The sequence below is a fragment of the Arthrobacter sp. B0316-5-4 genome (genome assembly GCF_059090325.1).
The window spans coordinates 380,513-402,787 of the sequence record NZ_JBNHFN010000005.1 but is presented as its reverse complement, the minus strand read 5'-3'; the positions used below and the strand labels follow the sequence as shown (position 1 = coordinate 402,787).

27 protein-coding genes and 1 pseudogene are annotated in these 22,275 nt (G+C 63.8%); 15 read left to right on the top strand and 13 right to left on the bottom strand.

Translation table 11 applies throughout. From position 1 onward, the window contains the following. Positions 1-48: 48 nt before the first annotated feature. Both AC5RU9_RS17520 and AC5RU9_RS17515 read left to right on the top strand, forming a co-directional pair. Positions 49-483 (top strand): acyl-CoA thioesterase, encoded by a 435-nt coding sequence (locus tag AC5RU9_RS17520; RefSeq protein ID WP_159706417.1) that lies wholly within the window; start codon positions 49-51, stop codon positions 481-483. 106 nt (positions 484-589) lie between these two features. After that, the gene (locus AC5RU9_RS17515) at positions 590-946 is read left to right on the top strand and encodes a nuclear transport factor 2 family protein (protein WP_309992798.1); all 357 of its coding nucleotides are present in this window, start codon (positions 590-592) and stop codon (positions 944-946) included. A 1-nt stretch (position 947) separates the two neighbouring features. On the opposite strand, the gene AC5RU9_RS17510 is transcribed toward AC5RU9_RS17515, so the two are convergent. From AC5RU9_RS17510 to AC5RU9_RS17475, 8 genes are all read right to left on the bottom strand, one after another. Continuing rightward, positions 948-2,396 (bottom strand): MFS transporter, encoded by a 1,449-nt coding sequence (locus tag AC5RU9_RS17510; protein WP_494017423.1) that lies wholly within the window; start codon positions 2,394-2,396, stop codon positions 948-950. A gap of 62 nt (positions 2,397-2,458) precedes the next feature. Beyond that, complete coding sequence (locus tag AC5RU9_RS17505; protein WP_494017422.1) at positions 2,459-3,952, bottom strand: NAD-dependent succinate-semialdehyde dehydrogenase; 1,494 nt, start codon at positions 3,950-3,952, stop codon at positions 2,459-2,461. A 70-nt stretch (positions 3,953-4,022) separates the two neighbouring features. After that, positions 4,023-4,826, bottom strand: a complete 804-nt coding sequence (locus tag AC5RU9_RS17500) for an HpcH/HpaI aldolase family protein (protein ID WP_211710768.1) — start codon at positions 4,824-4,826, stop codon at positions 4,023-4,025. Further along, a complete protein-coding gene (hpaH, locus tag AC5RU9_RS17495) occupies positions 4,811-5,596 on the bottom strand; it encodes a 2-oxo-hept-4-ene-1,7-dioate hydratase (RefSeq protein ID WP_211710769.1) in 786 nt (261 codons plus the stop codon). The genes AC5RU9_RS17500 and hpaH overlap by 16 nt, the downstream gene beginning before the upstream one ends. 3 nt (positions 5,597-5,599) lie before the next feature. Beyond that, a complete protein-coding gene (gene hpaD, locus AC5RU9_RS17490; RefSeq protein WP_257370733.1) occupies positions 5,600-6,697 on the bottom strand; it encodes a 3,4-dihydroxyphenylacetate 2,3-dioxygenase in 1,098 nt (365 codons plus the stop codon). Between the two features lie 28 nt (positions 6,698-6,725). Next, on the bottom strand, positions 6,726-8,237 hold the full coding sequence (hpaE, locus tag AC5RU9_RS17485; RefSeq protein ID WP_494017421.1) for a 5-carboxymethyl-2-hydroxymuconate semialdehyde dehydrogenase: 1,512 nt from the start codon (positions 8,235-8,237) through the stop codon (positions 6,726-6,728). Between the two features lie 85 nt (positions 8,238-8,322). Continuing rightward, positions 8,323-8,976, bottom strand: a complete 654-nt coding sequence (locus AC5RU9_RS17480; RefSeq protein WP_309992810.1) for a GntR family transcriptional regulator — start codon at positions 8,974-8,976, stop codon at positions 8,323-8,325. Beyond that, positions 8,969-10,468 carry a fumarylacetoacetate hydrolase family protein gene (locus tag AC5RU9_RS17475; protein WP_494017543.1) on the bottom strand — a complete coding sequence of 500 codons (1,500 nt, stop codon included), beginning with the start codon at positions 10,466-10,468 and terminating at the stop codon, positions 8,969-8,971. Before AC5RU9_RS17475 ends, AC5RU9_RS17480 begins: the two co-directional genes overlap by 8 nt. Positions 10,469-10,685: 217 nt before the next feature. Between AC5RU9_RS17475 and AC5RU9_RS17470 the strand changes: the two genes are divergently transcribed. Further along, positions 10,686-11,390, top strand: a complete 705-nt coding sequence (locus AC5RU9_RS17470; protein ID WP_494017420.1) for an alpha/beta fold hydrolase — start codon at positions 10,686-10,688, stop codon at positions 11,388-11,390. On the opposite strand, the gene AC5RU9_RS17465 is transcribed toward AC5RU9_RS17470, so the two are convergent. Continuing rightward, on the bottom strand, positions 11,387-11,809 hold the full coding sequence (locus tag AC5RU9_RS17465; protein WP_494017419.1) for a hypothetical protein: 423 nt from the start codon (positions 11,807-11,809) through the stop codon (positions 11,387-11,389). The genes AC5RU9_RS17470 and AC5RU9_RS17465 overlap by 4 nt on opposite strands. Positions 11,810-12,383: 574 nt before the next feature. Here AC5RU9_RS17465 and AC5RU9_RS17460 point away from each other — a divergent pair. Together AC5RU9_RS17460 and AC5RU9_RS17455 are read left to right on the top strand one after the other, a co-directional pair. Beyond that, positions 12,384-12,653, top strand: coding sequence for a GlsB/YeaQ/YmgE family stress response membrane protein (locus tag AC5RU9_RS17460; RefSeq protein ID WP_309992821.1), 270 nt, complete (start codon positions 12,384-12,386; stop codon positions 12,651-12,653). Continuing rightward, positions 12,646-12,906, top strand: a complete 261-nt coding sequence (locus tag AC5RU9_RS17455) for a hypothetical protein (RefSeq protein ID WP_211710777.1) — start codon at positions 12,646-12,648, stop codon at positions 12,904-12,906. Before AC5RU9_RS17460 ends, AC5RU9_RS17455 begins: the two co-directional genes overlap by 8 nt. Positions 12,907-13,024: 118 nt before the next feature. Here the strand turns inward: AC5RU9_RS17455 and AC5RU9_RS17450 are convergent, their stop codons facing one another. The 4 genes from AC5RU9_RS17450 to AC5RU9_RS17435 all read right to left on the bottom strand — a co-directional run bounded on the left by AC5RU9_RS17450 (position 13,025) and on the right by AC5RU9_RS17435 (position 15,612). Continuing rightward, positions 13,025-13,960, bottom strand: a complete 936-nt coding sequence (locus tag AC5RU9_RS17450; protein ID WP_211710778.1) for an SDR family oxidoreductase — start codon at positions 13,958-13,960, stop codon at positions 13,025-13,027. An 85-nt stretch (positions 13,961-14,045) separates the two neighbouring features. Further along, complete coding sequence (locus AC5RU9_RS17445) at positions 14,046-14,849, bottom strand: DUF1206 domain-containing protein (RefSeq protein ID WP_211710779.1); 804 nt, start codon at positions 14,847-14,849, stop codon at positions 14,046-14,048. Between the two features lie 134 nt (positions 14,850-14,983). Further along, a complete protein-coding gene (locus AC5RU9_RS17440; protein WP_211711779.1) occupies positions 14,984-15,187 on the bottom strand; it encodes a hypothetical protein in 204 nt (67 codons plus the stop codon). Between the two features lie 146 nt (positions 15,188-15,333). After that, positions 15,334-15,612 (bottom strand): hypothetical protein, encoded by a 279-nt coding sequence (locus tag AC5RU9_RS17435; RefSeq protein WP_494017418.1) that lies wholly within the window; start codon positions 15,610-15,612, stop codon positions 15,334-15,336. A 191-nt stretch (positions 15,613-15,803) separates the two neighbouring features. Between AC5RU9_RS17435 and AC5RU9_RS17430 the strand changes: the two are divergent. From AC5RU9_RS17430 to AC5RU9_RS17385, 10 genes and pseudogenes are all read left to right on the top strand, one after another. Continuing rightward, positions 15,804-16,279 (top strand): annotated as a pseudogene (locus AC5RU9_RS17430) (Asp23/Gls24 family envelope stress response protein). Then, entirely contained in the window at positions 16,276-16,467 is a 192-nt protein-coding gene (locus AC5RU9_RS17425) for a DUF2273 domain-containing protein (protein ID WP_211711776.1), read from the top strand. Before AC5RU9_RS17430 ends, AC5RU9_RS17425 begins: the two are co-directional and overlap by 4 nt. Continuing rightward, on the top strand, positions 16,464-16,841 hold the full coding sequence (locus AC5RU9_RS17420) for a hypothetical protein (protein WP_494017417.1): 378 nt from the start codon (positions 16,464-16,466) through the stop codon (positions 16,839-16,841). The genes AC5RU9_RS17425 and AC5RU9_RS17420 overlap by 4 nt, the downstream gene beginning before the upstream one ends. Continuing rightward, on the top strand, positions 16,838-17,419 hold the full coding sequence (locus AC5RU9_RS17415; protein ID WP_494017416.1) for a hypothetical protein: 582 nt from the start codon (positions 16,838-16,840) through the stop codon (positions 17,417-17,419). Before AC5RU9_RS17420 ends, AC5RU9_RS17415 begins: the two co-directional genes overlap by 4 nt. Next, a complete protein-coding gene (locus tag AC5RU9_RS17410; RefSeq protein WP_494017415.1) occupies positions 17,416-18,021 on the top strand; it encodes a hypothetical protein in 606 nt (201 codons plus the stop codon). The genes AC5RU9_RS17415 and AC5RU9_RS17410 overlap by 4 nt, the downstream gene beginning before the upstream one ends. A gap of 47 nt (positions 18,022-18,068) precedes the next feature. Then, complete coding sequence (locus tag AC5RU9_RS17405; protein WP_494017414.1) at positions 18,069-18,653, top strand: RNA polymerase sigma factor; 585 nt, start codon at positions 18,069-18,071, stop codon at positions 18,651-18,653. Then, entirely contained in the window at positions 18,644-19,258 is a 615-nt protein-coding gene (locus tag AC5RU9_RS17400; RefSeq protein ID WP_494017413.1) for an Asp23/Gls24 family envelope stress response protein, read from the top strand. Before AC5RU9_RS17405 ends, AC5RU9_RS17400 begins: the two co-directional genes overlap by 10 nt. Beyond that, positions 19,255-19,605, top strand: coding sequence for a hypothetical protein (locus tag AC5RU9_RS17395; RefSeq protein WP_211711771.1), 351 nt, complete (start codon positions 19,255-19,257; stop codon positions 19,603-19,605). The genes AC5RU9_RS17400 and AC5RU9_RS17395 overlap by 4 nt, the downstream gene beginning before the upstream one ends. A gap of 84 nt (positions 19,606-19,689) precedes the next feature. After that, positions 19,690-20,787: a LacI family DNA-binding transcriptional regulator gene (locus AC5RU9_RS17390; protein ID WP_494017412.1), complete on the top strand. Its 1,098-nt coding sequence runs from the start codon at positions 19,690-19,692 to the stop codon at positions 20,785-20,787. Between the two features lie 136 nt (positions 20,788-20,923). Further along, the gene (locus AC5RU9_RS17385; RefSeq protein ID WP_494017411.1) at positions 20,924-22,237 is read left to right on the top strand and encodes an ABC transporter substrate-binding protein; all 1,314 of its coding nucleotides are present in this window, start codon (positions 20,924-20,926) and stop codon (positions 22,235-22,237) included. Positions 22,238-22,275: the final 38 nt, after the last annotated feature.

The window sequence follows — 22,275 nt, the reverse complement described above, 5'->3', positions numbered from 1 at the left end:
GCTAAGCAACATCAAGCGGAGGCGGCGGCAGTTCGATAATCTCGGGATATGGAAAAAGCAGACATTACCTTCCGCACCCGCAAATGGGTGCGGCCCGAGGACCTCAACGCCAACGGCACACTCTTCGGTGGCAGCCTGCTGAAGTGGATCGATGAAGAGGCTGCGATCTACGCCATCCTCCAGCTTGGCAACGGCCGGGCAGTCACGAAGTACATATCGGAAATCAATTTCGTGAGCTCGGCCGTTCAGGGAGACCTTATCGAGATGGGCCTGACGGCGAAGCGTTTCGGCCGTACGTCACTGACTATGCGCGCGGAAGTCCGCAACATGATCACCCGGCAGGCCATCCTGACCATCGAGGAGATCGTCTTCGTGAACCTTGGCGCCGACGGCCGCCCCCAGCCGCATGGTTACACCGAAATCACGTACGACCGGGACCGTATCCCAACCCACCACCTGACGGAGACGCTCGACGAAGACTGAAGCAGCCGCCGTCGGACGTCTGCGCGGGAAAGAAGCCGATAAGCCCGGCCGCCGTTCGAGCCCACCCACCGTTGAACCCGGCCGCCGCAGACGGTAGAACGGTGGGATGAGCGACGTAAACGCATGGATGGACCTGTACCTGCAGGCGTGGACCTCGAACGAACCCGATGACATTCGGGCCATGTTCACCGAGGACGCCGTCTACTACGACCGGCCCAACACAGAAAAGCCGTGGAATGGGCATGAGGAGATCGTTCAGCACTGGTCCGGCGATTCGGCCGATCAGCCAGAGGACTGGACGTTCGAATGGACTCTCCTGGGCCAGGACGGGGACACTGCGTTTGTCCAGGGCCTGACCACGTACCTCAACGGCGACCCCACCTACGACAACCTCTGGGTCATCCGCTTTGCCGAAGACGGCCGTGCCCGCGAATTCACCGAGTGGTACATGGCCCGGAAGTGAGTCAGACGCCCTGGTCGACCTTGCCCGTGGAGGCAGCGGAGCCGGTGGAGGCAGTGGCGGCAGTGCCAGAAGTCGTGCGGCGGTCAAAAATGGTGGCGCCCACTTCCTGCTCGGCCTGGTTATCGATCCCGAGGTCGATCCCCTTGCGTTCGCGCGTCAGCAGCACAGCACCCGTGGAGATCACGGCGACAATCAGCAGGTACGCCGAGACGCTCATGGTGGTTCCGGTGGCCTGAACCAAAGCCGTTGCGATGGTCGGGGCGAAGGCTCCGCCAATGATCGAACCCAGTGCGTAAGAGATGGCCACGCCAGAGAACCGGATGGACGCTGGGAACAGCTCGCTGTACAGGGCAGCCTGCGGCCCATACGTCAGTCCGAGACCCAGGCTGAACAGTGCCAGTCCTGCCACCATCGCCCAAATGTTGCCGGTGTTGATCAGCCAGAAGAGCGGGAAGAACGTGACGATCAGGCAGGCATAACCGATGAGGTAGGTCTTCTTGCGGCCGATGCTGTCCGCCAGGTACCCGGATACAAGCGTGAAGACGAACCACAGTGCCGCGGAGGCTGTGATGGCCAGAAGGACCTGGGTCCGGTCCATTGCCAATCCCTTGGGAGCAGTGGCGTAGCTGAGGATGTACCCACCCGTGGTCATGTAGCCGGCCGCGTTGTTGCCCGCGAAGATCAGTGCGGCAAGGACGACCAGCAGCCAGTGCTTCTTGAACAGTTCCACGATGGGGACCCTGGTCTGCTGCTTGCGGCTAGCGATCTCGGCGAAGACAGGGCTCTCATCCACGCCCCGGCGGACAATGAAGCCCACGATGATCAGGACGAAGCTGAGCAGGAACGGTACGCGCCAGCCCCACTCTTCGAATGCCGCGCCTGGCGTGATCACGCCGGACATAAGGGTGAGGACACCGGAGGCGAGCAGCATGCCCAAGGGCACACCCAGCTGGGGGAACGAGCCGAAGAGGCCGCGCTTGTTGCGGGGTGCATGTTCCACAGCCATCAGGACGGCACCTCCCCATTCGCCGCCTGCGGAGATGCCCTGCAGGATGCGCAGGAGCAGCAGCAGGATCGGCGCTACCAGACCCGCCGTCTCGTAGGTGGGCAGGACACCAATCAGCGTGGTGGCGGTGCCCATCAGCACGAGGGTCAGCACCAGCATGGCCCGGCGTCCGAGCTTGTCTCCGAAGTGGCCGGCAAGGAAAGCGCCGAGCGGCCGGAAAAGGAAGCTCAAGCCTACGGACGCGAAGGAAATCAGCAGGGCAATGTCGGCACCCGCCGGTTCGAAGAAGAGCTTGGCAAAGATCAGGCCCGCAGCGTTGGCGTAGATGAAGAAGTCATACCACTCCACCGTGGTTCCAACGATCGTGGCAAAAGCTACCCGCCGGTTGTTTCGCGCCGAGTGGCGCTGCTCCGAGCCAGGCAGTGCAGATGGTGATGCGCTCATGAGTGTGACTCATTTCCCGCGGAAACAGCCTTGTATCCGCGATAGGTGCATTGATGGGAAGGTCAGGCTGCGTAGGGGTCGGCGATGCCGACGTATTGGGTGGTGCTGTATTCGGCGATGCCTTCGGAGCCGCCTTCGCGGCCGAGTCCGGATTGCTTCACCCCGCCGAAGGGCGCTGCTGCGTTGGAGATGACGCCTGCGTTGAAGCCCACCATGCCGAATTCGATCTGTTCGGCCACCCTGAGCAAGCGGTTGAAATCCTTGCTGTAAAGGTAGGACGCGAGACCGTACTCGGAAGCGTTCGCGAGGCGGATTGCGTCTGCCTCATCCACGAAGGTGGTCACCGGCGCGACGGGCCCGAAGATTTCCTGGCGGAGGATCTCCGCATCGTTGGGTACGTCTGCCAGCACGGTGGGTGGGTAAAAGTAGCCGGGGCCGTCCACTGGTTTGCCGCCCGTGACGGCGGTAGCACCGGCGTCGACGGCGGCGCTCACCAAAGCGTGCACGTCATCCCGGGCGCCGCCGTCGATCAGCGGCCCGACCTGGGTGGCCGCCTCGGTGCCTCGGCCGGTCACCAGGGCGCCCATGGCGGCGGCGAACTTGCCAGTGAACTCCGCAGCTACAGAAGCGTGGACGAGGAAGCGGTTCGCCGCGGTGCACGCCTCGCCCATGTTCCGCATTTTCGCGGCCATGGCTCCTTCGACGGCCTTGTCCAGGTCCGCGTCTTCGAACACGATGAACGGGGCGTTCCCGCCGAGCTCCATGGAGGTGCGGAGCACGTTTTGCGCGGCGTCGGCCATGAGTCGCCGGCCCACGGGGGTGGATCCGGTGAAGGAGACTTTCCGTAGGCGCGGGTCGGTGAGCAGCGGCCCGGAAACCCCCGAAGCGGACGAGGAGGAAACAACGTTCAACACTCCCGGCGGCAGGCCGGCGTCGAGCATGGTCTGGGCGAAGTACTGGGCCGTCAACGGTGTGAGCTTGGCCGGTTTGAGGACCATGGTGCAGCCGGCTGCGACGGCGGGTGCTACCTTGCGGGTGGCCATGGCAAGCGGGAAGTTCCACGGCGTGATGAGCAAGCACGGGCCCACGGGTTTGTGCTGGACCAGGATCTTGTTCTTGCCCTCGGGGGTGGTCAGGTAACGGCCGTAGTCACGGACAGCTTCCTCGGAGAACCAACGCAGGAACTCCGCCCCGTAGCTGACCTCACCGCGAGCCTCCGCCAGGGGCTTGCCCATCTCCAAAGTCATGAGCAGCGCAAAGTCCTCGGCCCGTTCGGTCACGAGGTCGAAGGCCCGGCGCAGGATCTCGGCTCGCTCGCGCGGGGCGGTGCGAGCCCAGGAAGCCTGGGCGGCGTCGGCGGCGTCGAGGGCTGCAACCGCGTCGGCGCTCGTGGCGGATGCCAGCGTGGCCAGCACCTCACCGGTGGAAGGATCGTGGACGTCAAACGTCCCGCCGTCGGACGCGTCCCGCCATTGTCCGCCGATCAGCAAACCAGTGGGAACGGACGCCAGCAAAGAAGCTTCATGGGACGACAAATCAACAGGTGAAACAGACATGGGTGTCTCCTAGGAAATGCGCGGACAGGACCCACTTAGTAGGTTGAAGCCGCGAGAAGAGGGGTGAAAGTCAGTAGCTTTCGCGCTCCGCCGTTTCGGGAACCGGGATGAACGTTGAGGCGAACCCTTCGGATGCTCTCGCCAGCACCGCAACGTCGGCGCCGACCAGCACGAAGGAGGCACCGGCGTCGAGGTAGGCGCGGGCGGTATCGGGGTTGAAGGCGTTCACGCCGGCGGGCTTACCGGCTGCTTTGGCGGCTTCGAGGCAATGCTCGACGACGGCCCTCACCAACGGATTTTCCTGCTGTCCCAGCAGCCCCATGGAAGCTGCGAGGTCCGACGGGCCAAGGAAGATGCCGTCCACTCCATCGACGGCCAGGATCTCCTCCACAGCCGACGCCGCAGCTTCGGATTCGATCTGGACCGTGAGGCTGATGGACTCCGACGCGGAGCCGAGGTAGTCGGGAACGCGGTTCCAGCGCGAAGAACGCGCCAGGGCGGATCCGACGCCGCGGACCCCATGCGGCGGATACCTCACCGCGGCAACGGCGGCAGACGCCTCGAACGCCGAATTGACCATGGGCACCATGAGGTTCTGCACGCCGAGGTCAAGGTATTGCTTGATGACCACGGCGTCGTTGACCGGTGGGCGGACCATGGCCTGTATGGGATAGCCGCTGACGGCGTGGAGCTGGGCCAGGATCGATTCGAGCCCATTGGGACTGTGCTCGGCGTCGATCAGAACCCAATCCAGTCCGGACCCGGCGCAAATTTCTGCAACCAGCGGACTGCCGGAACACACCCACATGCCGGCGAGCGGACGACCGGCGTCTGAGAGGGCCGAGTAGAAGGTAGGGCTCAGCTGAAGTGACATGTCACAACTCCCAACGGTCCGTAGTCCGCATGAACGGTATCCCCTTTGTACACCCACAGAGGCCTGGTAAACGAGCCCGCCAGGATGATATCTCCGGCCTTCATCGAATCCCCGTGCGCGGCGATCTTGTTGGCCAGCCAGTGCACGCCGTTTGCCGGGTGGTCCAGCACTCCAGCAGCGACCCCGGTCTCTTCCACGGTCTGGTTTTTGTACAGGATCGCGGACACCCAGCGGAGGTCGACGGCGTCGGGACGCACCGGCCGTCCGCCGACCACCATCGCACCCATGGCGGCGTTGTCAGAGATGGTGTCCACGATGGTCCGGCCCTCCATTTCGATCCTGGAGTCCAGGATTTCGAGGGCCGGAACCACGTAGTCGGTGGCGTTGAGGACGTCGAAGATGGTGCAGCCCGGCCCCTTTAGCGCGGACTTGAGGACAAAGGCCAGTTCCACCTCCACCCGGGGGTGCGTGTACTGGTCCCATTCCACGGAGCACCCCGTTTCGAGGACCATGTCATCGAAAATGGCGCCGTAGTCCGGTTCGGTGATACCCGTGGCGGCCTGCATGGCTTTGGACGTGAGGCCGATCTTCCGCCCCACCAACGTCCGTCCGGCTTCCTCGTTCCGCTGGCGCCACAACTGCTGCACAGCGTAGGAATCCTCCACCGTCATCTCCGGGTAGCGGGCGGTCAGGCGCGGCACCGGTTTGCGGTTGCGGTTCGCCTCGAGGAGTTCGTCGGCAATGGCTTCGATCGTCTTCGCGTCCATCATGGCTTAGACCTGCGCCCCCAGTTTGAAGCCTTCAGCTGCCTCGCCGGAGGCGCCTTCGGGGCGGGTGTAGGAGAAGCCGTCGGCGCCGACGGTGACGGCCATTTCGGACTTGTCTTCGCGTTCGATGATGGGCTGCGGGTTGCCGTCGAGGTCCAGGACCAGGGAGGCCTCGGTGTACCAGGAAGGGACCACGGGGTTGCCCCACCAGTCGCGGCGCTGGTTGTCGTGGACGTCCCAGGTGACGGTGGGGTTGTCCGGGTCGCCGGTGTAGTAGTCCTGGGTGTAGATCTCCACGCGGTGGCCGTCCGGGTCAAGGATGTACAGGTAGAAGGCGTTGGACACGCCGTGCCGTCCGGGGCCGCGTTCGATCCGGTCGCTGATGCGCAGGGCGCCCATCTTGTCGCAGATCTGGATGATGTTGTGCTTCTCGTGGGTGGAGAACGCGATGTGGTGCAGGCGCGGGCCGTTGCCGCCGGTCAGGGCGGTGTCGTGCACTGTCTGCTTGCGGTGCATCCACGCCGCGTACGTGACGCCGTCGGAATCCTTGATGTCCTCGGAGACACGGAAGCCAAGGTCTTCGAGGTACTTCCGGCCGCGCGGGACGTCCGGGGTGACCTGGTTGAAGTGGTCAAGGCGGACCAGTTCACCGGCGGAGTAGAGGTCGTAGCGCTGGGTGAGGCGTTCGACGTGCTCCACGTCGTAGAAGAACTCGTAGGGGAAGCCCAGCGGGTCCTCCACGCGCACAGAGTCGCCGACGCCCTTGGTGAAGCCTTCCTTGCGGCGCTCCACCCGGCAGCCGAGTTCGCGGTAGTAGGCCTCGGCGGCGTCCACTTCGGCCGGGGACTTCACGCGGTACGCGAAGGCGGCGGCTGCGGCGACCGGTCCCTTGCGGAGGACCAGGTTGTGGTGGATGAACTCCTCGAAGGAGCGCAGGTAGATGGTGTTCTCGTCTTCCTCGGTAACGTGCAGGCCCAGGAGGTCCACGTAGAACGCGCGGGACTTGGCCAGGTCCGTGACCACGAGTTCCAGGTAGGCGCAGCGGACGATGTCCGGAGCGGGGACCGTGGGGGTGGGAATGGGGCCGGTGAAGGGGTTGCTCATGATGGTCTCTCTTCGTTGAAAGGGGGTACTAGGCGCCAAATTTGGGCGTGTGGACTGAGCCGAGGGTGATGTGCACGGCTTGTTGGTCGGTGTAGAAGTCGATGGAGCGGTAGCCGCCCTCGTGGCCCAGGCCGGAAGCCTTGACGCCGCCGAACGGGGTGCGGAGGTCACGGACGTTGTGGCTGTTGAGCCACACCATCCCGGCCTCGACGTTCTGGGAGAAGTTGTGGGCCCGGGTCAGGTTCTGGGTCCAGATGTAGGCCGCCAGGCCGTACTTGGTGTTGTTCGCGAGTTCGAGGGCTTCGTCGTCGTTCTCGAACGGCGTGATGGCCACAACGGGACCGAAGATTTCCTCCTGGAAGATCCGCGCGTCAGGCGCGACGTCGGCAAACACCGTGGGTGCGATGTAGTTGCCTTCGGGGAGGTGGTCGGGTCGGCCGCCGCCAGCCAGCAGGCGGCCTTCGGACTTGCCTATCTCCACGTACGATGCCACTTTTTCGTAGTGCTCAGGGTGGACCAATGCGCCCACCTGCGTCTTGGGATCGTGCGGATCGCCCACCACGATGTTCTTGGCGCGGGCGGCGTACTTTTCGCAGAATTCGTCGTAGATGGCGCGTTCAACCAGGATGCGTGAGCCGGCGGTGCAGCGTTCGCCGTTGAGGGAGAACACCCCGAACAGGGCCGAATCAATGGCCGCGTCCAAGTCCGCGTCAGCGAACACGACGCACGGGGACTTGCCGCCGAGCTCCATGGACAGGCCCTTCAGGTTGGCTGCGGCGTTCCGGAAGATGGTCTGGCCTGTGGTGGTCTCGCCGGTGAAGGAAATCAGCGGAACATCCGGGTGCTTGACCAGCGCGTCGCCGGCCTCTTCGCCCAGGCCGTTGACCAGGTTGAACACGCCATCGGGCAGGCCGGCGTCCTTGAAAATTGTCGCCCAGAGCGACGCGGACAAAGGCGTAAACTCGGCCGGCTTCAGCACCACGGTGTTGCCGGTGGCCAACGCCGGGGCGAGCTTCCAGGACTCGAGCATGAACGGGGTGTTCCACGGGGTGATCAGGCCGGCGACGCCGATCGGCTTGCGGTTCACGTAGTTGATCTGGGAACCCGGGACCTTCATGGCGTCGTCGAACTGGGCCACGATCAGGTCGGCGAAGAAGCGGAAGTTCTCGGCAGCGCGCAGTGCCTGCCCCTTGGCCTGGGTGATCGGCAGGCCGGTATCGAAGGTCTCCAGCTCCGCAAGCCGGGCTTCCTGCGCCTCCACGGCGTCGGCGATCTTGTTCAGCACGCGGGCACGTTCGCGCGGCTTCATCTTCGGCCACGGACCGTTCACGAACGCTTCGCGGGCGGCGGCGACGGCGAGGTCGATGTCCTCCTTCTGGCCAGCCGCGGCCGTGGCGTAGTTGCCGTTGGATACCGGGTCCAGAACGTCGAAGGTCTTCCCGGAGAGGGAGTCAACGAATTCGCCGTTGATGAAGTGCTGGATGTGCGTGGGCAGGTTCTCGGGGATGTAGTGCTTGTTGGTTTCTACTGAGGTCGTCATCGTTGAAGTCCTTTCGATCAAACGCGGGGTCACTTACGGCCCATAAAGGGGACCAACATGGGCCGTAAGAGACCCCGCGTTGCTTTTAAGTGGTGGTGGAGAGGTACGCCTCGAGGGTGGCGGCGCGGTGTTGGCGGGCTGCTTTTTCGATCGTGTCAGCGTCGGCTGCGGACTCGATGAGCTGCAGCAGCGCCTCATGTTCGCGCACGGATTCCTGGGCGCGGCCGGGGACGAAGCGGAACGTGGAGGAGCGAAGGGACGCCAGCCGGTTCCAGCCCCGGTGGACGAGGTCAAGGATGTGCGGGTTGGGGCAGTGTTCGAACAGGATGCTGTGGAAATCCTGGTTCAGGGTAGTGAAGCGGACAGGGTCGAAGTGCTCCAGGCACTCGCGCATCTCCTCGTTCACGGCACGCGCCCGGGCGATCGCGACGGAATCGATCAGCGGCGCCGACAAAGCTGTGGCAGCACCTTCCACGATGCTCAGGGTTTGCATCGTGTACAGGTACTCGGTGGGGTCGATCCCGGACACCGTCGCGCCGACGTTCCGTTCGAACTTCACCAGCCCTTCGGCCTCCAGGCGGCGAATCGCTTCGCGCACCGGAACCACGCTGAAGCCCAGGTCCTCGGCGATCTTCGCGAGCACCAGCCGGTAACCCGGAGTGTAGGTGCCCTCAACGATCCTGGCCTTGACGGCGTCATAGGCCTGCTGGGACTTACTTCCGACGGCGGTTTCAGTCACCGGATGCTCCTTCCGGGCTTTGTTTGGCGGACCACTCGGCTGTGACCCACTTCGCGTACCGCGCCTGCCATTCCTTGTTCATGGGGTAGAGCCCATCAACGCTGTTGCCTTCCTGGACCATCTGGAAAATGAACGTCTCTTCCTTTTCCTGCTGGATGCAGTCGTCCACGAGCTCCCCCGCGATGGCCGGCGGGATGACCAGAATCCCATCGGAGTCGGCCACGATGATGTCGCCGGGCTGGACAGTTGCGCCGCCACAGGCGATGGTGATGTCCGTATCCCAGGGAATGTGGCGGCGGCCCAGCACTGCGGGGTGCGGGTTAGCGAAGTAGGTGGGCATCTCCAGATCGGCCACAGCGGAGTAGTCGCGGACGCCGCCGTCGGTAATGATCGCCGCAGCACCGCGGACCTGGGCCCGCAGCGCGAGGATGTCCCCAACAGTGCCAGTCCCCTTCTCTCCCCGGGCTTCCATGACCAGGATTTCGCCTTCGTTGACGGAATCGATGGCGCGTTTCTGGGCATTGAACCCGCCGCCGTGGGTCTTGAAGAGATCCTCCCGGTTGGGCACGTAGCGCAGGGTTCGCGCGAGGCCCACGACTTTGCGGTCCGGACGCGTGGCCTGCAGGCCGTCGATACTCACGTTGTTCAGGCCGCGCTTGCGCAGCTGCGAGGACAAAGTTGCTGTCGCGACGGACTCGAGCTTGGCCTTCAACTCTGGCGTCAGGACATTCCCGGTGCCGGCCTCAGCCGCGGCGGGGGCCAGTCCCGCAGCTTCCCGCGAGCCGTACGCCTCTTCGCGCTGGGTGTCATCGGTCTTGGGCAGGGCACCAAAGTCCGCGAACGGCGTCGTGCCTTCCGTCACCTTGGTGACCAGGCGTCCGCTGCTGAAGTCGCCGCCGGTGACTTCAATCTCGACGACGTCTCCCGGCTGGGCGACCGACGCGCCGGCGGGGGTGCCGGTGAGGATGATGTCGCCTTCTTCGAGGGTGAGCAGCTGGGAGAGGTCCGCGACGAGCTGCGCAAACGGGAAGAGAAGGTCCTCGGTGGTGTCGTCCTGGACGAGGCGGTTGTTGTGCCAGGTCCGGATCCGCAGTGCAGCGGGGTCAACGGCGTCGGCCGGAATTAGCGCGGGACCGACGGGAGTGAAGCCGTCGCCGCCCTTGGACCGGACGTTGGAGCCCTTGTCCGCGTAGCGGAGGTCGTAGACACCGAGGTCGTTGGACGCGGTAACCCACTCGACGTGGCTCCAAGCGTCCTGCAGCCCTACCCGGCGGGCGGACTTGCCGATGACCAGGGCGATCTCGCCCTCGTAACCGAGCAGCTCGCAACCCGCCGGCCGCTCGACAGTGCCGGGGGCGCCGGCTGTGCCAAGCGCCAACGACGATGAGGGCTTCAGGAAGTAGGAGGGCTGCTGCGGAGTGCGTCCCCGCTGGGCTGCGCGGCTGGGGTAGTTGATGTGGACGGCAATGACTTTGCGCGTCCGCGCCAGCATGTCGTGGTTGACTTCCTGGGTCCGGAACTCCAGCGTCACGGGGCCTCCTCTTCACTGAGCGTTATCAAGTACGAAATCGTATACGATAACTATGACCCGTGATTCACAGCACGTCAACCCCTTGCCGAGGACCAGCAGAGTTGGCATATGCAGCTAGGCGTGAGCGGAAGGGAATGGCCCCTTACATCCTGTCGGTGGGCTCACGTAGGGTACGGGCATGGACATCATCCTGGTACCCGGCTTCTGGTTGGACGCGTCATCCTGGGAGGAAGTGACGCCTCCGCTGGTGGATGCGGGGCACGCGGTTCATCCGCTCACGCTGCCCGGGCTGGAGTCCGTTGACGCCAGCCGCGCAGGGATAGGCCTACAAACACATATCGACGCCGTCGTCACCACAGTCGACGCCCTCGAAGGCAAGGTCATCCTGGTGGGGCACTCAGGCGGCGGGGCAATCATTCATGGCGTCGCGGATGCCCGCCCGGACCGAGTGGCACGCGCCATCTACGTGGACAGCGGGCCGCTGGGTGAGGGCGGGGTCATCAATGACGAATTGCCGGACGACGGCGACGAGATCCCGCTGCCGCCGTGGGAGGCCTTCGAAGACGAAGACCTCGTTGACCTCACCGGCGAGCTGCGCGAGGCCTTCCGTGCCCGTGCGATTCCCCAGCCCAAGGGTGTTGCTTTCGATCAGCAACACCTCAAGGACGTGCGCCGCTATGACGTCCCGGCCACGATCATCGCCTGCGAGTTTCCCTCCTCGCTCCTCCGGGAGTGGATGGACGCCGGGCACCCGTTCACAGCGGAGCTCGCAAGGATCCGGAACGTGGACTACATCGACCTGCCCACGGGGCACTGGCCACAGTTCACCAGGCCCAGGGAGCTGGGCGATGCAATCCTGTCGTCCGTAGAAGGCACCAACTAGGGGCGGGGCCGCATATTCGTTGCGGGTCCCTCCGGTGCGGCGCCGCCCTCGTCTGTCCAGTCGCTGCCCGTAGTGTCATCCAACGCGGGATCCGATATGACGTCCGACTTGACCGTGGGCACCGTCGTAACAGTGGGTTTGGAGCTGGAATCCTGGCCCGACTTTGGGGCGTTGATCCCCGGGAAAAGGGTTTCGGCCTTCTCGAGCAATTTCTTTCCTGCGTCGTAGAGGTTGTCCAGGATGTCCGGTACGGACTCTTGGACAGCCTCAGTAGCCTGGTGAACATTTTGCTGGACTTCGGGGTTGTTCAGGACCTTCTCAGTACCCCCGCGAAGCCGCCGGTACACCTCCGGCCAGGACTTGGATCCCCACACGTAGCCGACAGCCACGCCAACGGCGAACAATGCCTTACCTTTCACAGCAATCACTCCTTCCGAGGTGTTTATCCTTCGACACTAGTCCGGCAGCCTACCCGCTGTCACGCACGCATTCTTCATGTACTCGGTTAGTGAACATTTGCTGAATTTGAAGAAGCCACTAAACTCTTATGCCAAGCAGCGGAAATCCGCTCGCGGCAACCGCATCACACCCGAGGAGTGAAAACCATGGGACTGGGTGACAAGATTAAAAAAGCGCCGAAGAAGCAGCGGGCAAACTGAAGGAAAGACGGGCGAATCGACCGGTGACAGGGAGCTTACAGGCAGAGGGCCAAGGGCTGGTGCCACATGCCGACAAATAGACAGGTTACTTGCTACTTGTCCCGGGAGCGGCTAGCGTTACTGGTGTAGCAGCAAGACCGACCCAATCGGCAGGAGTGCTTTATTGGCCGTCGTTAACAAATTCATCGGGGTTTCGTAACCGTTCCACTCCCCGCATTGAAAAGGGCCTTCAGGGGCCCCATTATGGTGCCTGAACACTGGAACAGGCACCCGATGAACTGAACCTCTTCATAATGTTCATGGAATTTCCATCAACAAGAAAGAAGGAACAAAAATGGGTTTCTTTGGTTTTCTACTGCTCGGTCTTTTGGCCGGCGCTATCGCTAAGCTTATTCTTCCCGGCCGCCAGGGTGGCGGCTGGCTCGTAACCCTCCTGCTGGGCGTCGTGGGCGCTCTGCTGGGTGGTTGGATCGGCGGCCTCATCTTCGGCACCGGCCTGCAGGAATTCTTCTCCCTGACCACATGGCTGCTTGCCATCGGCGGATCCATCATCGTCCTGCTGATTTGGGGCCTCGTCACCAACCGCAGGACCCACCATGGCTAACAACCAGAATCGGGACGCCAACGGCGAGGAACTGGACGGACAGTACGTTGAGGGTGACTACGGCGACGCCGGTGCTTCACCGGAAACCCTGAAGGACGACGCCGGCGGGGACTACACCGAAGGTGACTACGCCGAGAAGACGGTCCCTTCAGCTGACGCCGAGCTTGATGAGCGCAACACGGAGGAGACCCCGAAGGATCGTCCGTTCTCATCCGAACCGGACGACGAAGCCTCGGGCTCCAGCCGACCGTAACAACTGAACACAGCAAAGAACCCGGAGGACTGCGTTTGCAGCCTCCGGGTTCTTTCGTTTACGGCGTCCTTGCAGATCGGGCTCCAGAAGGGGCCATGGCGTGCTGGGACCTGGCGCGTCAGAGCCCCTTTCCGCCAGTGACCGGCAGCACCGCCCCGGAAATATAGGACCCCTCGTCCGACGCAAGCAGAACGTAGGCGGGCGCCAGTTCGGCCGGCTGACCTGCACGGCCCAGCGGCGTGTCCTGCCCGAAAGTGGGAAGTTTGTCCGGCCATTCGGTGGCTGGAATCAATGGAGTCCAGATGGGGCCTGGCGCCACGGCGTTGACCCGGATGCCCTTGGGCCCAAGTTCCTCGGCCATGGCTTTGGTGAAGGCCACTTGGGCAGCCTTGGTCATGGCGTAGTCGATCAGCTGGGCTGATGGGTTGAACGCCTGGATGGAAGCGGTCACGATGACTGAGGCTCCCGGACGAAGGTGCGGAATGGCTGCCTGGACTGTCCAGATGAGCGAGTAGAGATTTGTCTTGAAGACTCGATCGAACTCCTCTGTGGGGATGGTTTCCAGACCCTCGCGATTCTTCTGGTAGGCGGCGTTGGCCACCACGATGCTCAATCCACCGAACTCCTGGACGGTCCGCTCAACAATGTCGGCGGCAAACCCTTCATCCCTGGCATCACCAGGCAGCAGAAGCACTTTAGAGCCACACTCGCGGATCCATTCGGCAGTGGATTGCGCGTCCTCTTCCTCTTCAGGCAAGTAGCTGATGGCCACGTTGGCCCCTTCACGGGCATAGGCAATGGCCACGGCAGCTCCGATTCCGGAATCTCCTCCGGTGATGAGCGCTGTCCTGCCCTGCAGGCGGCCGTGCCCTACGTAGCTCTTTTCGCCATGGTCCGGCTGTGGGTCCAAGGGCCTGGTGAGCCCTGGTTGCTTCTGCTCCTGTGCGGGAAATTCCCCGGAGTGGTATCCGCTGCGCGGGTCCGACGGCGCAGAAGTGAGCCGGTGCCCCTCCGCTTGCGGCCTGTCAGTTGGTTGCGAGTCGTCATGAGTCATGGTCCTGCCCCTTCCCGGAATGCACGTCAACAGTTCACGCTACTTCTGCTGTGTACCCGGGCACACCCCGCCTAAACCTTGGGGGCTAAGTCCGCAAGGTCTTGGACTTCACCATCAGGAAGAGTCCATAAGCGATGAGGCCAACAGCCACTGCGGCCAGAAGGTATGGGCCGTATGGCTGCTCCTTGAGGGCCTTCAGGCTCCCGTCCAGCCCCGTGGATTGCTCGGGCTGGGCCCGCAGCGCGGCGATGACCACCAGGAGCCCCACCAGGAAGAGGGCTATGCCTTTTGCTATGTAGCCCACCACGCCAACACCGGTTTGGAACTTGCGGACGGACTGGGTGGAGGACAGCGACAGGTCCCGGGTGAACGTTTGCCGGAAGCCACGGATGGCGAAAACGATGCCTGTGATAGCGATTCCCGCGCCAACGGCAACCAGCAGGAAAACCCCGAAAGGAGCTTTCAGGAGTGTCAGGGTCCAATCGCTGGTGGATTCCCGGCTGTTCCGTCCTTTGCCCATAACGAAGGAAACAATCGTGGCGGCGAGCGCGGCGAATACCAGGGCCTGGCCAGCTGCTGATAGCCGCTTGGTGAGCTTGTTGTCCGACTTCCTGCGGTACCCCAGGATGGCGTTTCCCAACTGCCAGAGCGCCAACGCTGCACAGGCGGCGAAGCATGCCCAGAGCAGGAAAGGTCCGGCGGGTTGGCTGGCCAGCGACGACACGGCCCCGGAGACGTCGGCTTCGCCGGTACGCCCGAACGCCAGTTGGAGGGCGATGGCGCCGATGAGCAAGTGCAGCAGCCCACTGACGGCAAAGCCTGCCCTGGCAATTATTGCGAAGGCACGTGAGTTTGAGGCATCCTCGGCCACGTCAGCTGCCTTCTTCATCTCCTCTTTGATGACAAGCCTCCTTAGCTATCGCCTGCACTCCATCGTGCCATTCGATCGTTGTCCAGGCCACCAGGTTAACGACGGCGGACAGGCACCTTGGGTGCCTGTCCGCCACAACTCCTTTGCCCGCCCTAGAACCCGACGACCGACTGCGGCCAGATGCTCCTCAGGCCCACGCCAAGGGGGTTGAACTGCTCACGGACGCTCACCACTGCACGGGCCTGGCCCGGGACCTCTCCTGTGTGACGGGCAGCGTCAGCGGTGCCGGCAAGGGGGTCGGACGTGACGAGCGCAGGGCCGGTACTGACAGATATGGCGGTGATCTGGTCAGGCATTTTCGGTGGTCCTTCCTGGAAGTTCCCATCAGCTTTGATTGGCTGATGTTTCAACCATCGGACTGGGCGCTCAAGAACCACGCCGGGTCATCTCAAGATTGGCTCAAGAATTTCGGGCCTGACCGAACCCGCCTGAACGGCGGCTGCTATGCCATTAGGCGCTCGATATCGGCGAAGCCCAGTCCCGAAGCGATCGCGAGATCCGGGAGTTGCGCTCCCGCCGCAGCGGCGCTTCTCATGGCGCGCAACAGGGAGTCCTCAGCTCCGTCCATTTCCCACTGCAGGCCCTCGACCCGGGCCGAGGCGGCCCAGACGTCGTCCAGCAACATGGTTCGCCGCAATGGCGCGGGGATGGAGGGAGCACCCTCGTTCGCTGGCCCAGGAAGAGCTTGGTCCGTCGTCTCCGCCGTCAGTGCCACAGTCATAGCGCGCCTTCCTTCAGGGTGAAATGTAACTCGATTAGCTAGTTATATGGCAATCTAACTACATGATTCAGTCGCCGGAAACCACCAGTGACACACGTCACACAACTCTTCGCGTGAGGAATCACCGCACCGGAACGTCTTATTCATGACGGCGCACAAGACGCCGCACCCAACGCATAGGAGTGAATGCCATGACCGTCCAGACGCACACCCCCGCAGACGTACCGGCCAAGAACACCGCAGCCGCCACCCCGGCACCGGTGCTGGATAAGGGCAAGGATGGGCGCGGAGCCACCACAGTCGCCGACGGCGTCGTAGCCAAGATCGCCGGTATTGCAATCCAGGAAATCCCCGGCGTCCATGCCCTCGGCGGCGGCGCAGCCAGGGCCATCGGAAGCCTCCGCGAAAAGGTCGGCCAGAAGGACCTCACGCAAGGTGTCAGTGTTGAGGTTGGACAAACCCAAGAGCAGTAGACGTCACCTTGGTAGTTGAGTATCCCCACCCGCTCCAGGAAGTGGCTGACAACGCCCGCGACGCCGTTTACACGGCAATCGAGGACCTGGTGGGCATGGAAGTAACGGAGGTAAACATCACGATTACAGATATCCACGTCCCGTCCGAGGATGCGGACGCCGATGATGCCGAGCGTGAGCCGAGGGTCGCATGAGCCCCACCATCACCGGTTTGGCCATAGGCGCGGTCCTGGCTGTTGTTTCGCTGGCTTTCGGGTTCTGGGGCCTGCTGGTGACAGCCCTGTTCATGGCGATAGGGGCGGTGCTGGGCCGCTCCGCCGAGGGAAAGCTTGACCTCCGCGTGGTGCTGGATGCCTTGCGGGGCAAGCGCTCCTCCACATGAGCGGGGCAACAGGGACCCTGCCAGCCGGGACAGCACCGGCCAGGGCAGGCCACACCCGCATCGCCCGGGCCGCGCTCCAAAAGACCGTGGAAGCAATCACGGCCCGCGCTTTTCGGGTGGAAGCTCACCAGGTGCGGGCTGAACTGGAGGACGATGCCGGAAAGCTGGGCGTCAACCTCACAGTGAAGATGGCTCTTCCCCCTCTGCTGGCACCACGAAAAGATATGGGCAGCACCATCTTCGACCAAGCCCACGCCGTGCGCACCGAACTGGTGGCCCGGGGGCTGGAGTTGACCGGATTGGAACTTGGCCGCGTGGACATCAGGCTCATGGGAGCCAAGCCCCAACAATCCAAGGAAAGGAGAGTGGAATGAGCCAGGATCGAACCCTTCGACGCATGGTCCGACGCGAAACCCACTCGTCGCGGGCCGTGCCGTCGATCGTGGCGGCAAGCATCCTGCTCCTCGTTTTCCTTTGGCTGGCGGTGGAAGCCACGCTGTGGCTGCTCAATGACCAGCCCCTGCTGGCCAGCCCCGCCCACATCCGTCAATGGCTGGTCGGGCTTCCCGGCACCACCGTCCCCGCAGGGCTGACCGCAGCCGGCGTTGGGCTGGGAATCCTGGGACTCCTGCTCGTGGGCCTGGCCGTCGGTAAAGGTCGCCTCGCGCGGCGCGCCCTGGCCAGCGACCGAACCGCCACCGTGGTGGACGACGACGTGATCGCCGCCGCTGTGTCCAGCACGTCGCGGCTCGCAGCAGGCCTCTCACCGGGGCAAGTAAGCACCACCGTTGGCGGACGGTCCGTACGCGTCCAGGTGCGACCGACGTCGGGCGTTCCCTTGGACCTTGCGTCCATCGAAACAGCGCTCGACGGCGAACTGGCCGCCTACGCGCTCGACCGGCAGGTCACGACGAACGTCCGGGTTGCGAACGAAGGAGCGATAGGACAATGAGAGGGACCAATCGGGCGCTTAACCGCATCCTGCTGGCGATCCTCGGGATCATCCTGGTAGGGGCCGGAGCCGCACTCATCGCGGCCGGAACCCTGCCGGGAGTTGCCGACGCATGGGCCGGCATCGGCGCGAACCTCACGGACCAGGTCCGGAATTTGGCCAGCACCGCACCCCTGCCGGAGCCGGCACGGAGCTGGTGGCTGATAGCCGGAATCGTCGTCCTCCTGCTCGGCGCTGGACTCAGCACCGCATGGCTGGCTTCCCAAGGAGGGGGCCGGACGCCACGCTTGGCTGAACAATCCGAGGGAGCCGACGGCCGGACCGTGGTGGATGTGGGCCTCATTTCCGCGGCAGTGCAGGAAGCACTGAGCGGGAACCGGAACGTCCTGGCCACGTCGGTGTCTGCGTGGGAATCGCGGCGTGGAACAGCGTTGCGGCTCCGCATGGAAGCCCGCCACGGAAGCTCGCCGCGGGAACTTGCGGATACCGCTGAACAGCTCGTCAGGCAGATCGATTCGTGGCTGGGCCATCCGGTGCCTGTACTGGTACGAATCACCAGCGGCGCCCGGACCCGGACGTCCGGTTCCCAGCGCGCAAAGTGAGCCAATGGGCTTCCGCACAGACCACCGTGGATAGGGAAGGCAGGAACGTGACTGGTTCACCCACAGCCCAGCATCAACTGGACCTCGTGCCCGACGCCCTGCTGGCAGGCCGGGCCGCCGACGGCGACACCGCTGCCTTCGAAGCACTCGCCCGGAGGCACGGACCGTTGATGCGGGCCACCGCACGACGATTGACCGGCTCGTTGGCAGACGCCGACGACGTGGTCCAGGAAACACTGGTGCAGGCCTGGAAGCAACTGGACAACCTGCGCGACCCTGCAGCGGTCAAGGGCTGGTTGCTCAGGATAGTTGGCAGCCGGAGCATCGATTACCTGCGCAAACGCCGCAACCACGCGGACCTCGATGATGCGGAGAACCTAGTGGACCACCACGCGCGGCCGCGGCCCGAAGACCCCGAAAATAATGCCCTCAGCAGCTCACGGGTGGAGGCCCTGAAAGCCGCACTAGCGGGGCTTCCCGAGGAGCAGCGGCGGTGTTGGGTGCTCAAGGAATTCAATGACCAGAGCTACGAGGAGATCGCGCTGACGTTGAACATCAGCGCGGACAGCGTCCGGGGACGTCTGGCCCGGGCCCGGGTCACCCTCGCGCGCAGGATGGAGGAATGGCGATGAACACACCCCGCGACACCCTCGACTGCGGGCATAGCCTGGCGGAATTGAGTGCCTACCTGGATACGGGGCAGATTGCCGACCCTGCCCACCTGGACTCATGCCCCGAATGCCAGACAGGCCTGGCATCCCTGCGCAACCTCTCGGCTTTGGGCAGCGACCTCCTCAGGTCGGACGTGGCCGATGCAGGTTCCGGCAATGACGACTGGATGCAGTCAATACTGGACAACCTTCAGCTGGAATTGAGGCCGGGGCGTAGCATCCCCCTGCAGTCTGACCATCCGGATGACACCCTGTGGGAAACCGAGGGATCCATCTCGGCACTCATCCGTTCCGTCGTTGACGCCCTGCCAGGCACAGCTGCCGGCAAGTGCCGACTGCATGGCGACGTCACCACTCCTGGCGCGGGGATCACCGTGGAGGTAGAGATAGCAGTTATCTACGGACACTCCATGGAGGAGCGCGCCGGTCAGTTGCGGCAGGAACTTGCCCAGACCTTGGCCACCCACACAGAACTCGCCATCGAAGCCATCAACATCACCGTTACGGATGTACTGGAAGCGCCGGCAACCCCAACCACCCCATCCACCATGGAGGACCAGCCATGACCGAGCCCTTGGAAGCCGCGGAGTCATCTGCGTCCACCCCTCCCACCGGCCTGGCTGTGGAATTACTGGACGTGGTCCAATCCCTTCCGGGTGTCAGCGCGGTCTACCCGGCGCAGCCGCTGTGGCAGTCCATAGCCGGCGCCGCGTTGTCAGCGGTGACAGGAGAAGCCCTTCCGCTGATCAGCCTGACGGACACAGCAGGCACACTGGCCGTCAAAGCACGGATAGGCGTAAACACTCCCCATCCGGCCCCAGCCGTGGCCCGCGAAGTAGCCCAAGCTATCCGGAGGCACCTCCTCCCCCGCGCCGCCGTCGTCGAGGTTTACGTGGTGAAAGTGGGCGGTTAGGGCGCCGTCACTCCCGCCGGTGGGGTGTTCTGGTTCATAATGAACAAACTGAACACAAATGAACGTGATAAGGCGGAGTCCTGCATGCTGTCCGAGGATCGTCAACAGCTCATCCTGAAGGAACTCGCCCTCCACGGGTCCCTTAACGCCGGGGAATTCGCCGCCAAGATCGGTACTTCCGGAATGACCATCAGGCGGGACCTGGCGGTCCTCGCCGAGCGGGGCCTGCTGGAACGGGTCCACGGGGGTGCGATCTCCGGCGGAGCAAATTCAGGCCCCGGCACCTCGAGGTCCACCACTTGGCGTCCCGGCGGCAGGCGGCCGCTCGCGACGATAGGCATGATTGTGCCGTCGGCGTCGTACTACTTCCCGGGCGTGATCCGGGGCGCGGAAGCGGCCGCGCAGGAAGTGGGGGTCCGGCTGGTACTGGGAGTATCAAACTACTCGGGGCCGGAAGAACGGCGGCAGCTGAAGCGGCTCTACGAGCACGGCGTGGACGGAATCCTTGTCACGCCAAGCGGGCAGTCGCTCGCGGGCACGGAAACGCTGGGGCTGCTCGCGGAAGCAGAGGTTCCCGTGGTGGTGGTGGAGCGGTCCATCGACGATGCCCTTGACCACGGCCGCCTCGAATCGGTCCGCAGCGACCACGTCCGCGGCTCGGAAATCGCCGTGAACCACCTCCTGGGACTGGGCCACCACCGCATCGCCATTTGCCTGCGCGAGGACAGCCCCACGGCCCCACAGCTCATCGATGGCTTCCACTTGGCCCTGCAGCGCGCGGGCCATTCCCGTGACGATTCCCTGGTGCGCACCATGCCGCGCGCGCAAAACGATCCACAGGCGCACCGGGTCATGGTGGGCGGAATCCTGTCGTGGTGTGCAAGTTCGCAGGTCACAGCGGCAATCGTCCACACTGACGAGGACGCGCTCCAGTTCGCCAGCGCCTGCCAGGAAAGGGGAACCCGGGTGCCGGAGGACTTTGCGATCATTGCGTACGACGACGAGATTGCGGCTTTGGGGGCAGTACCGCTGACTGCCGTGGCACCGCCCAAATACGACGTCGGCCACCAGGCCTTGGTGATGTGCTTGAACCGTATCGGAGCCGCACGTGGAGGCACGTCCGCACTGCAGCGGGTCAATCTTTCGCCGACCCTCGTTGTCCGGGACTCGACACAGCTGTAAGCCCCTGCTTTCTCATCCTGTTTATTTCTGTTCACTTTGTAGGAATTGTTCACTTTTGTGGATTTGATGGTGCGTAGTTCGAAAGTGCCCTGGAGCACTCCGCAACTTCGCATCGTGAACTTCAAAGGAGAACAGAATGAAGCGTCGCCAGCTTCTGCTCGGAACGGTCAGCCTCATGGCCAGTGCTGCCCTCATCGCCGGCTGCGGCAGTTCCCCGGCCTCCACCTCCGCGCCATCACCCACGGGGGACCCCACCGGCACCGTTACGTTCTGGTCCTCCCTGGCAGGCATGGACAAGGTGGCTGCTGCCTTCAACGCCAGCCAGGACAAGATCAAGGTCACGTTCGAGACCGTACCCAACGGCGCCAGCGGCGGTTACGCAAAACTGTCCACCGCCATCACTGCTGGAAACGGCCCCGATGTTGCCACCATCGAATACCCGCAGCTGCCGCAGTTCGTCAGCAACGGCCAGCTCCAGCCGCTGGACGGTTTGATCGATAAGGCCGGAACACTGGACAAGCTCACGGATGAGACCAAAGCCCTGGTGCAGTTCGGCGAAAAGACCTACGCGCTCCCCTACGACGCCGCCCCCATGATCATGTGGTACCGCAAGGACATGCTGGAGAAGGCAGGCGTTGGGGTCCCAAAGACCTGGGAGGAGTTCGAGGCAGCCGGCCAAAAAATCAAGGCCGTGGCTCCCGAGGCCCACCTGGCCAGCTTCAATCCCAACGAAGCTGCCCTGACCGCCGCCCTCTCCTGGCAGGCCGGGGCGAAGTGGTTCGGCACCGAAGGCGACAGCTGGAAGGTGGGGATCAACGACCAGGCCACCCGGAAGGTAGCGGACTACTGGCAGAAGCTGATCGACCAGAAGATCGTCAAAGTCCAGCAGTCCTTCAGCGACGAGTGGTCCGCGGACCTGGCCAGTGGCGCCGTCGTGGGTGTTCTCGGCGCCAACTGGAGCGCCACCGGCATCCAGAAGCGTACCGAAGCCAGCGGGCAGAAGGGGCAGTGGATCGCAGCGGAGGTGCCCAACTGGGGGTCGCCGTCGGACGCCTTTTACGGTGGATCCAGCTTCAATGTCACCAAGAGCAGCAAGAACCCCGCAGCAGCAGCGAAGTTCATCGAGTTCCTGACCACCAACCCGGAGGCCATCAAGGCCCGCGGCAACACCGGCTCGGCCTTCCTCGCCTCGCCTGGGCTCACTCCCATCGCACAAAGCGCCTTCGATGCCAGCTACTTCGGCAACGACATCTACGAAGTCTTCGACAAGGCCTACTCCACCATCACGCCCGGCTGGCAGTGGGGTCCCAACTGGGACATCACCAACACGGCCCTCAAGGACGCTTACGGGACGTTGACCACCGGCGGCAAAGTCCTGGCTGCAGTGGACACCGCGCAGAAGGCGACAGTTGACGGACTCAAGCAGAACGGCCTCTCCGTCAAGGAGTAGGCCCACGAGGCAGGTGGGCCCGGGAGTCCTGGGCCCAC

Bases quoted from the DNA above. Each gene is read 5' to 3' on its own strand.
- hpaE (WP_494017421.1), bottom strand. From the start codon at position 8,237: ATGACGACCTCAGTAGAAACCAACAAGCACTACATCCCCGAGAACCTG.
- AC5RU9_RS17425 (WP_211711776.1), top strand. From the start codon at position 16,276: ATGAGCCCCACCATCACCGGTTTGGCCATAGGCGCGGTCCTGGCTGTT.
- AC5RU9_RS17520 (WP_159706417.1), top strand. From the start codon at position 49: ATGGAAAAAGCAGACATTACCTTCCGCACCCGCAAATGGGTGCGGCCC.
- AC5RU9_RS17510 (WP_494017423.1), bottom strand. From the start codon at position 2,396: ATGAGCGCATCACCATCTGCACTGCCTGGCTCGGAGCAGCGCCACTCG.
- AC5RU9_RS17445 (WP_211710779.1), bottom strand. From the start codon at position 14,849: ATGAAGAAGGCAGCTGACGTGGCCGAGGATGCCTCAAACTCACGTGCC.
- AC5RU9_RS17435 (WP_494017418.1), bottom strand. From the start codon at position 15,612: ATGACTGTGGCACTGACGGCGGAGACGACGGACCAAGCTCTTCCTGGG.
- AC5RU9_RS17475 (WP_494017543.1), bottom strand. From the start codon at position 10,468: ATGCTGGCGCGGACGCGCAAAGTCATTGCCGTCCACATCAACTACCCC.
- AC5RU9_RS17395 (WP_211711771.1), top strand. From the start codon at position 19,255: ATGACCGAGCCCTTGGAAGCCGCGGAGTCATCTGCGTCCACCCCTCCC.
- AC5RU9_RS17385 (WP_494017411.1), top strand. From the start codon at position 20,924: ATGAAGCGTCGCCAGCTTCTGCTCGGAACGGTCAGCCTCATGGCCAGT.
- AC5RU9_RS17500 (WP_211710768.1), bottom strand. From the start codon at position 4,826: ATGTCACTTCAGCTGAGCCCTACCTTCTACTCGGCCCTCTCAGACGCC.
- AC5RU9_RS17440 (WP_211711779.1), bottom strand. From the start codon at position 15,187: ATGCCTGACCAGATCACCGCCATATCTGTCAGTACCGGCCCTGCGCTC.
- AC5RU9_RS17470 (WP_494017420.1), top strand. From the start codon at position 10,686: ATGGACATCATCCTGGTACCCGGCTTCTGGTTGGACGCGTCATCCTGG.
- AC5RU9_RS17415 (WP_494017416.1), top strand. From the start codon at position 16,838: ATGAGCCAGGATCGAACCCTTCGACGCATGGTCCGACGCGAAACCCAC.
- hpaD (WP_257370733.1), bottom strand. From the start codon at position 6,697: ATGAGCAACCCCTTCACCGGCCCCATTCCCACCCCCACGGTCCCCGCT.
- AC5RU9_RS17450 (WP_211710778.1), bottom strand. From the start codon at position 13,960: ATGACTCATGACGACTCGCAACCAACTGACAGGCCGCAAGCGGAGGGG.
- AC5RU9_RS17410 (WP_494017415.1), top strand. From the start codon at position 17,416: ATGAGAGGGACCAATCGGGCGCTTAACCGCATCCTGCTGGCGATCCTC.
- AC5RU9_RS17420 (WP_494017417.1), top strand. From the start codon at position 16,464: ATGAGCGGGGCAACAGGGACCCTGCCAGCCGGGACAGCACCGGCCAGG.
- hpaH (WP_211710769.1), bottom strand. From the start codon at position 5,596: ATGATGGACGCGAAGACGATCGAAGCCATTGCCGACGAACTCCTCGAG.
- AC5RU9_RS17515 (WP_309992798.1), top strand. From the start codon at position 590: ATGAGCGACGTAAACGCATGGATGGACCTGTACCTGCAGGCGTGGACC.
- AC5RU9_RS17390 (WP_494017412.1), top strand. From the start codon at position 19,690: ATGCTGTCCGAGGATCGTCAACAGCTCATCCTGAAGGAACTCGCCCTC.
- AC5RU9_RS17455 (WP_211710777.1), top strand. From the start codon at position 12,646: ATGGCTAACAACCAGAATCGGGACGCCAACGGCGAGGAACTGGACGGA.
- AC5RU9_RS17505 (WP_494017422.1), bottom strand. From the start codon at position 3,952: ATGTCTGTTTCACCTGTTGATTTGTCGTCCCATGAAGCTTCTTTGCTG.
- AC5RU9_RS17460 (WP_309992821.1), top strand. From the start codon at position 12,384: ATGGGTTTCTTTGGTTTTCTACTGCTCGGTCTTTTGGCCGGCGCTATC.
- AC5RU9_RS17400 (WP_494017413.1), top strand. From the start codon at position 18,644: ATGGCGATGAACACACCCCGCGACACCCTCGACTGCGGGCATAGCCTG.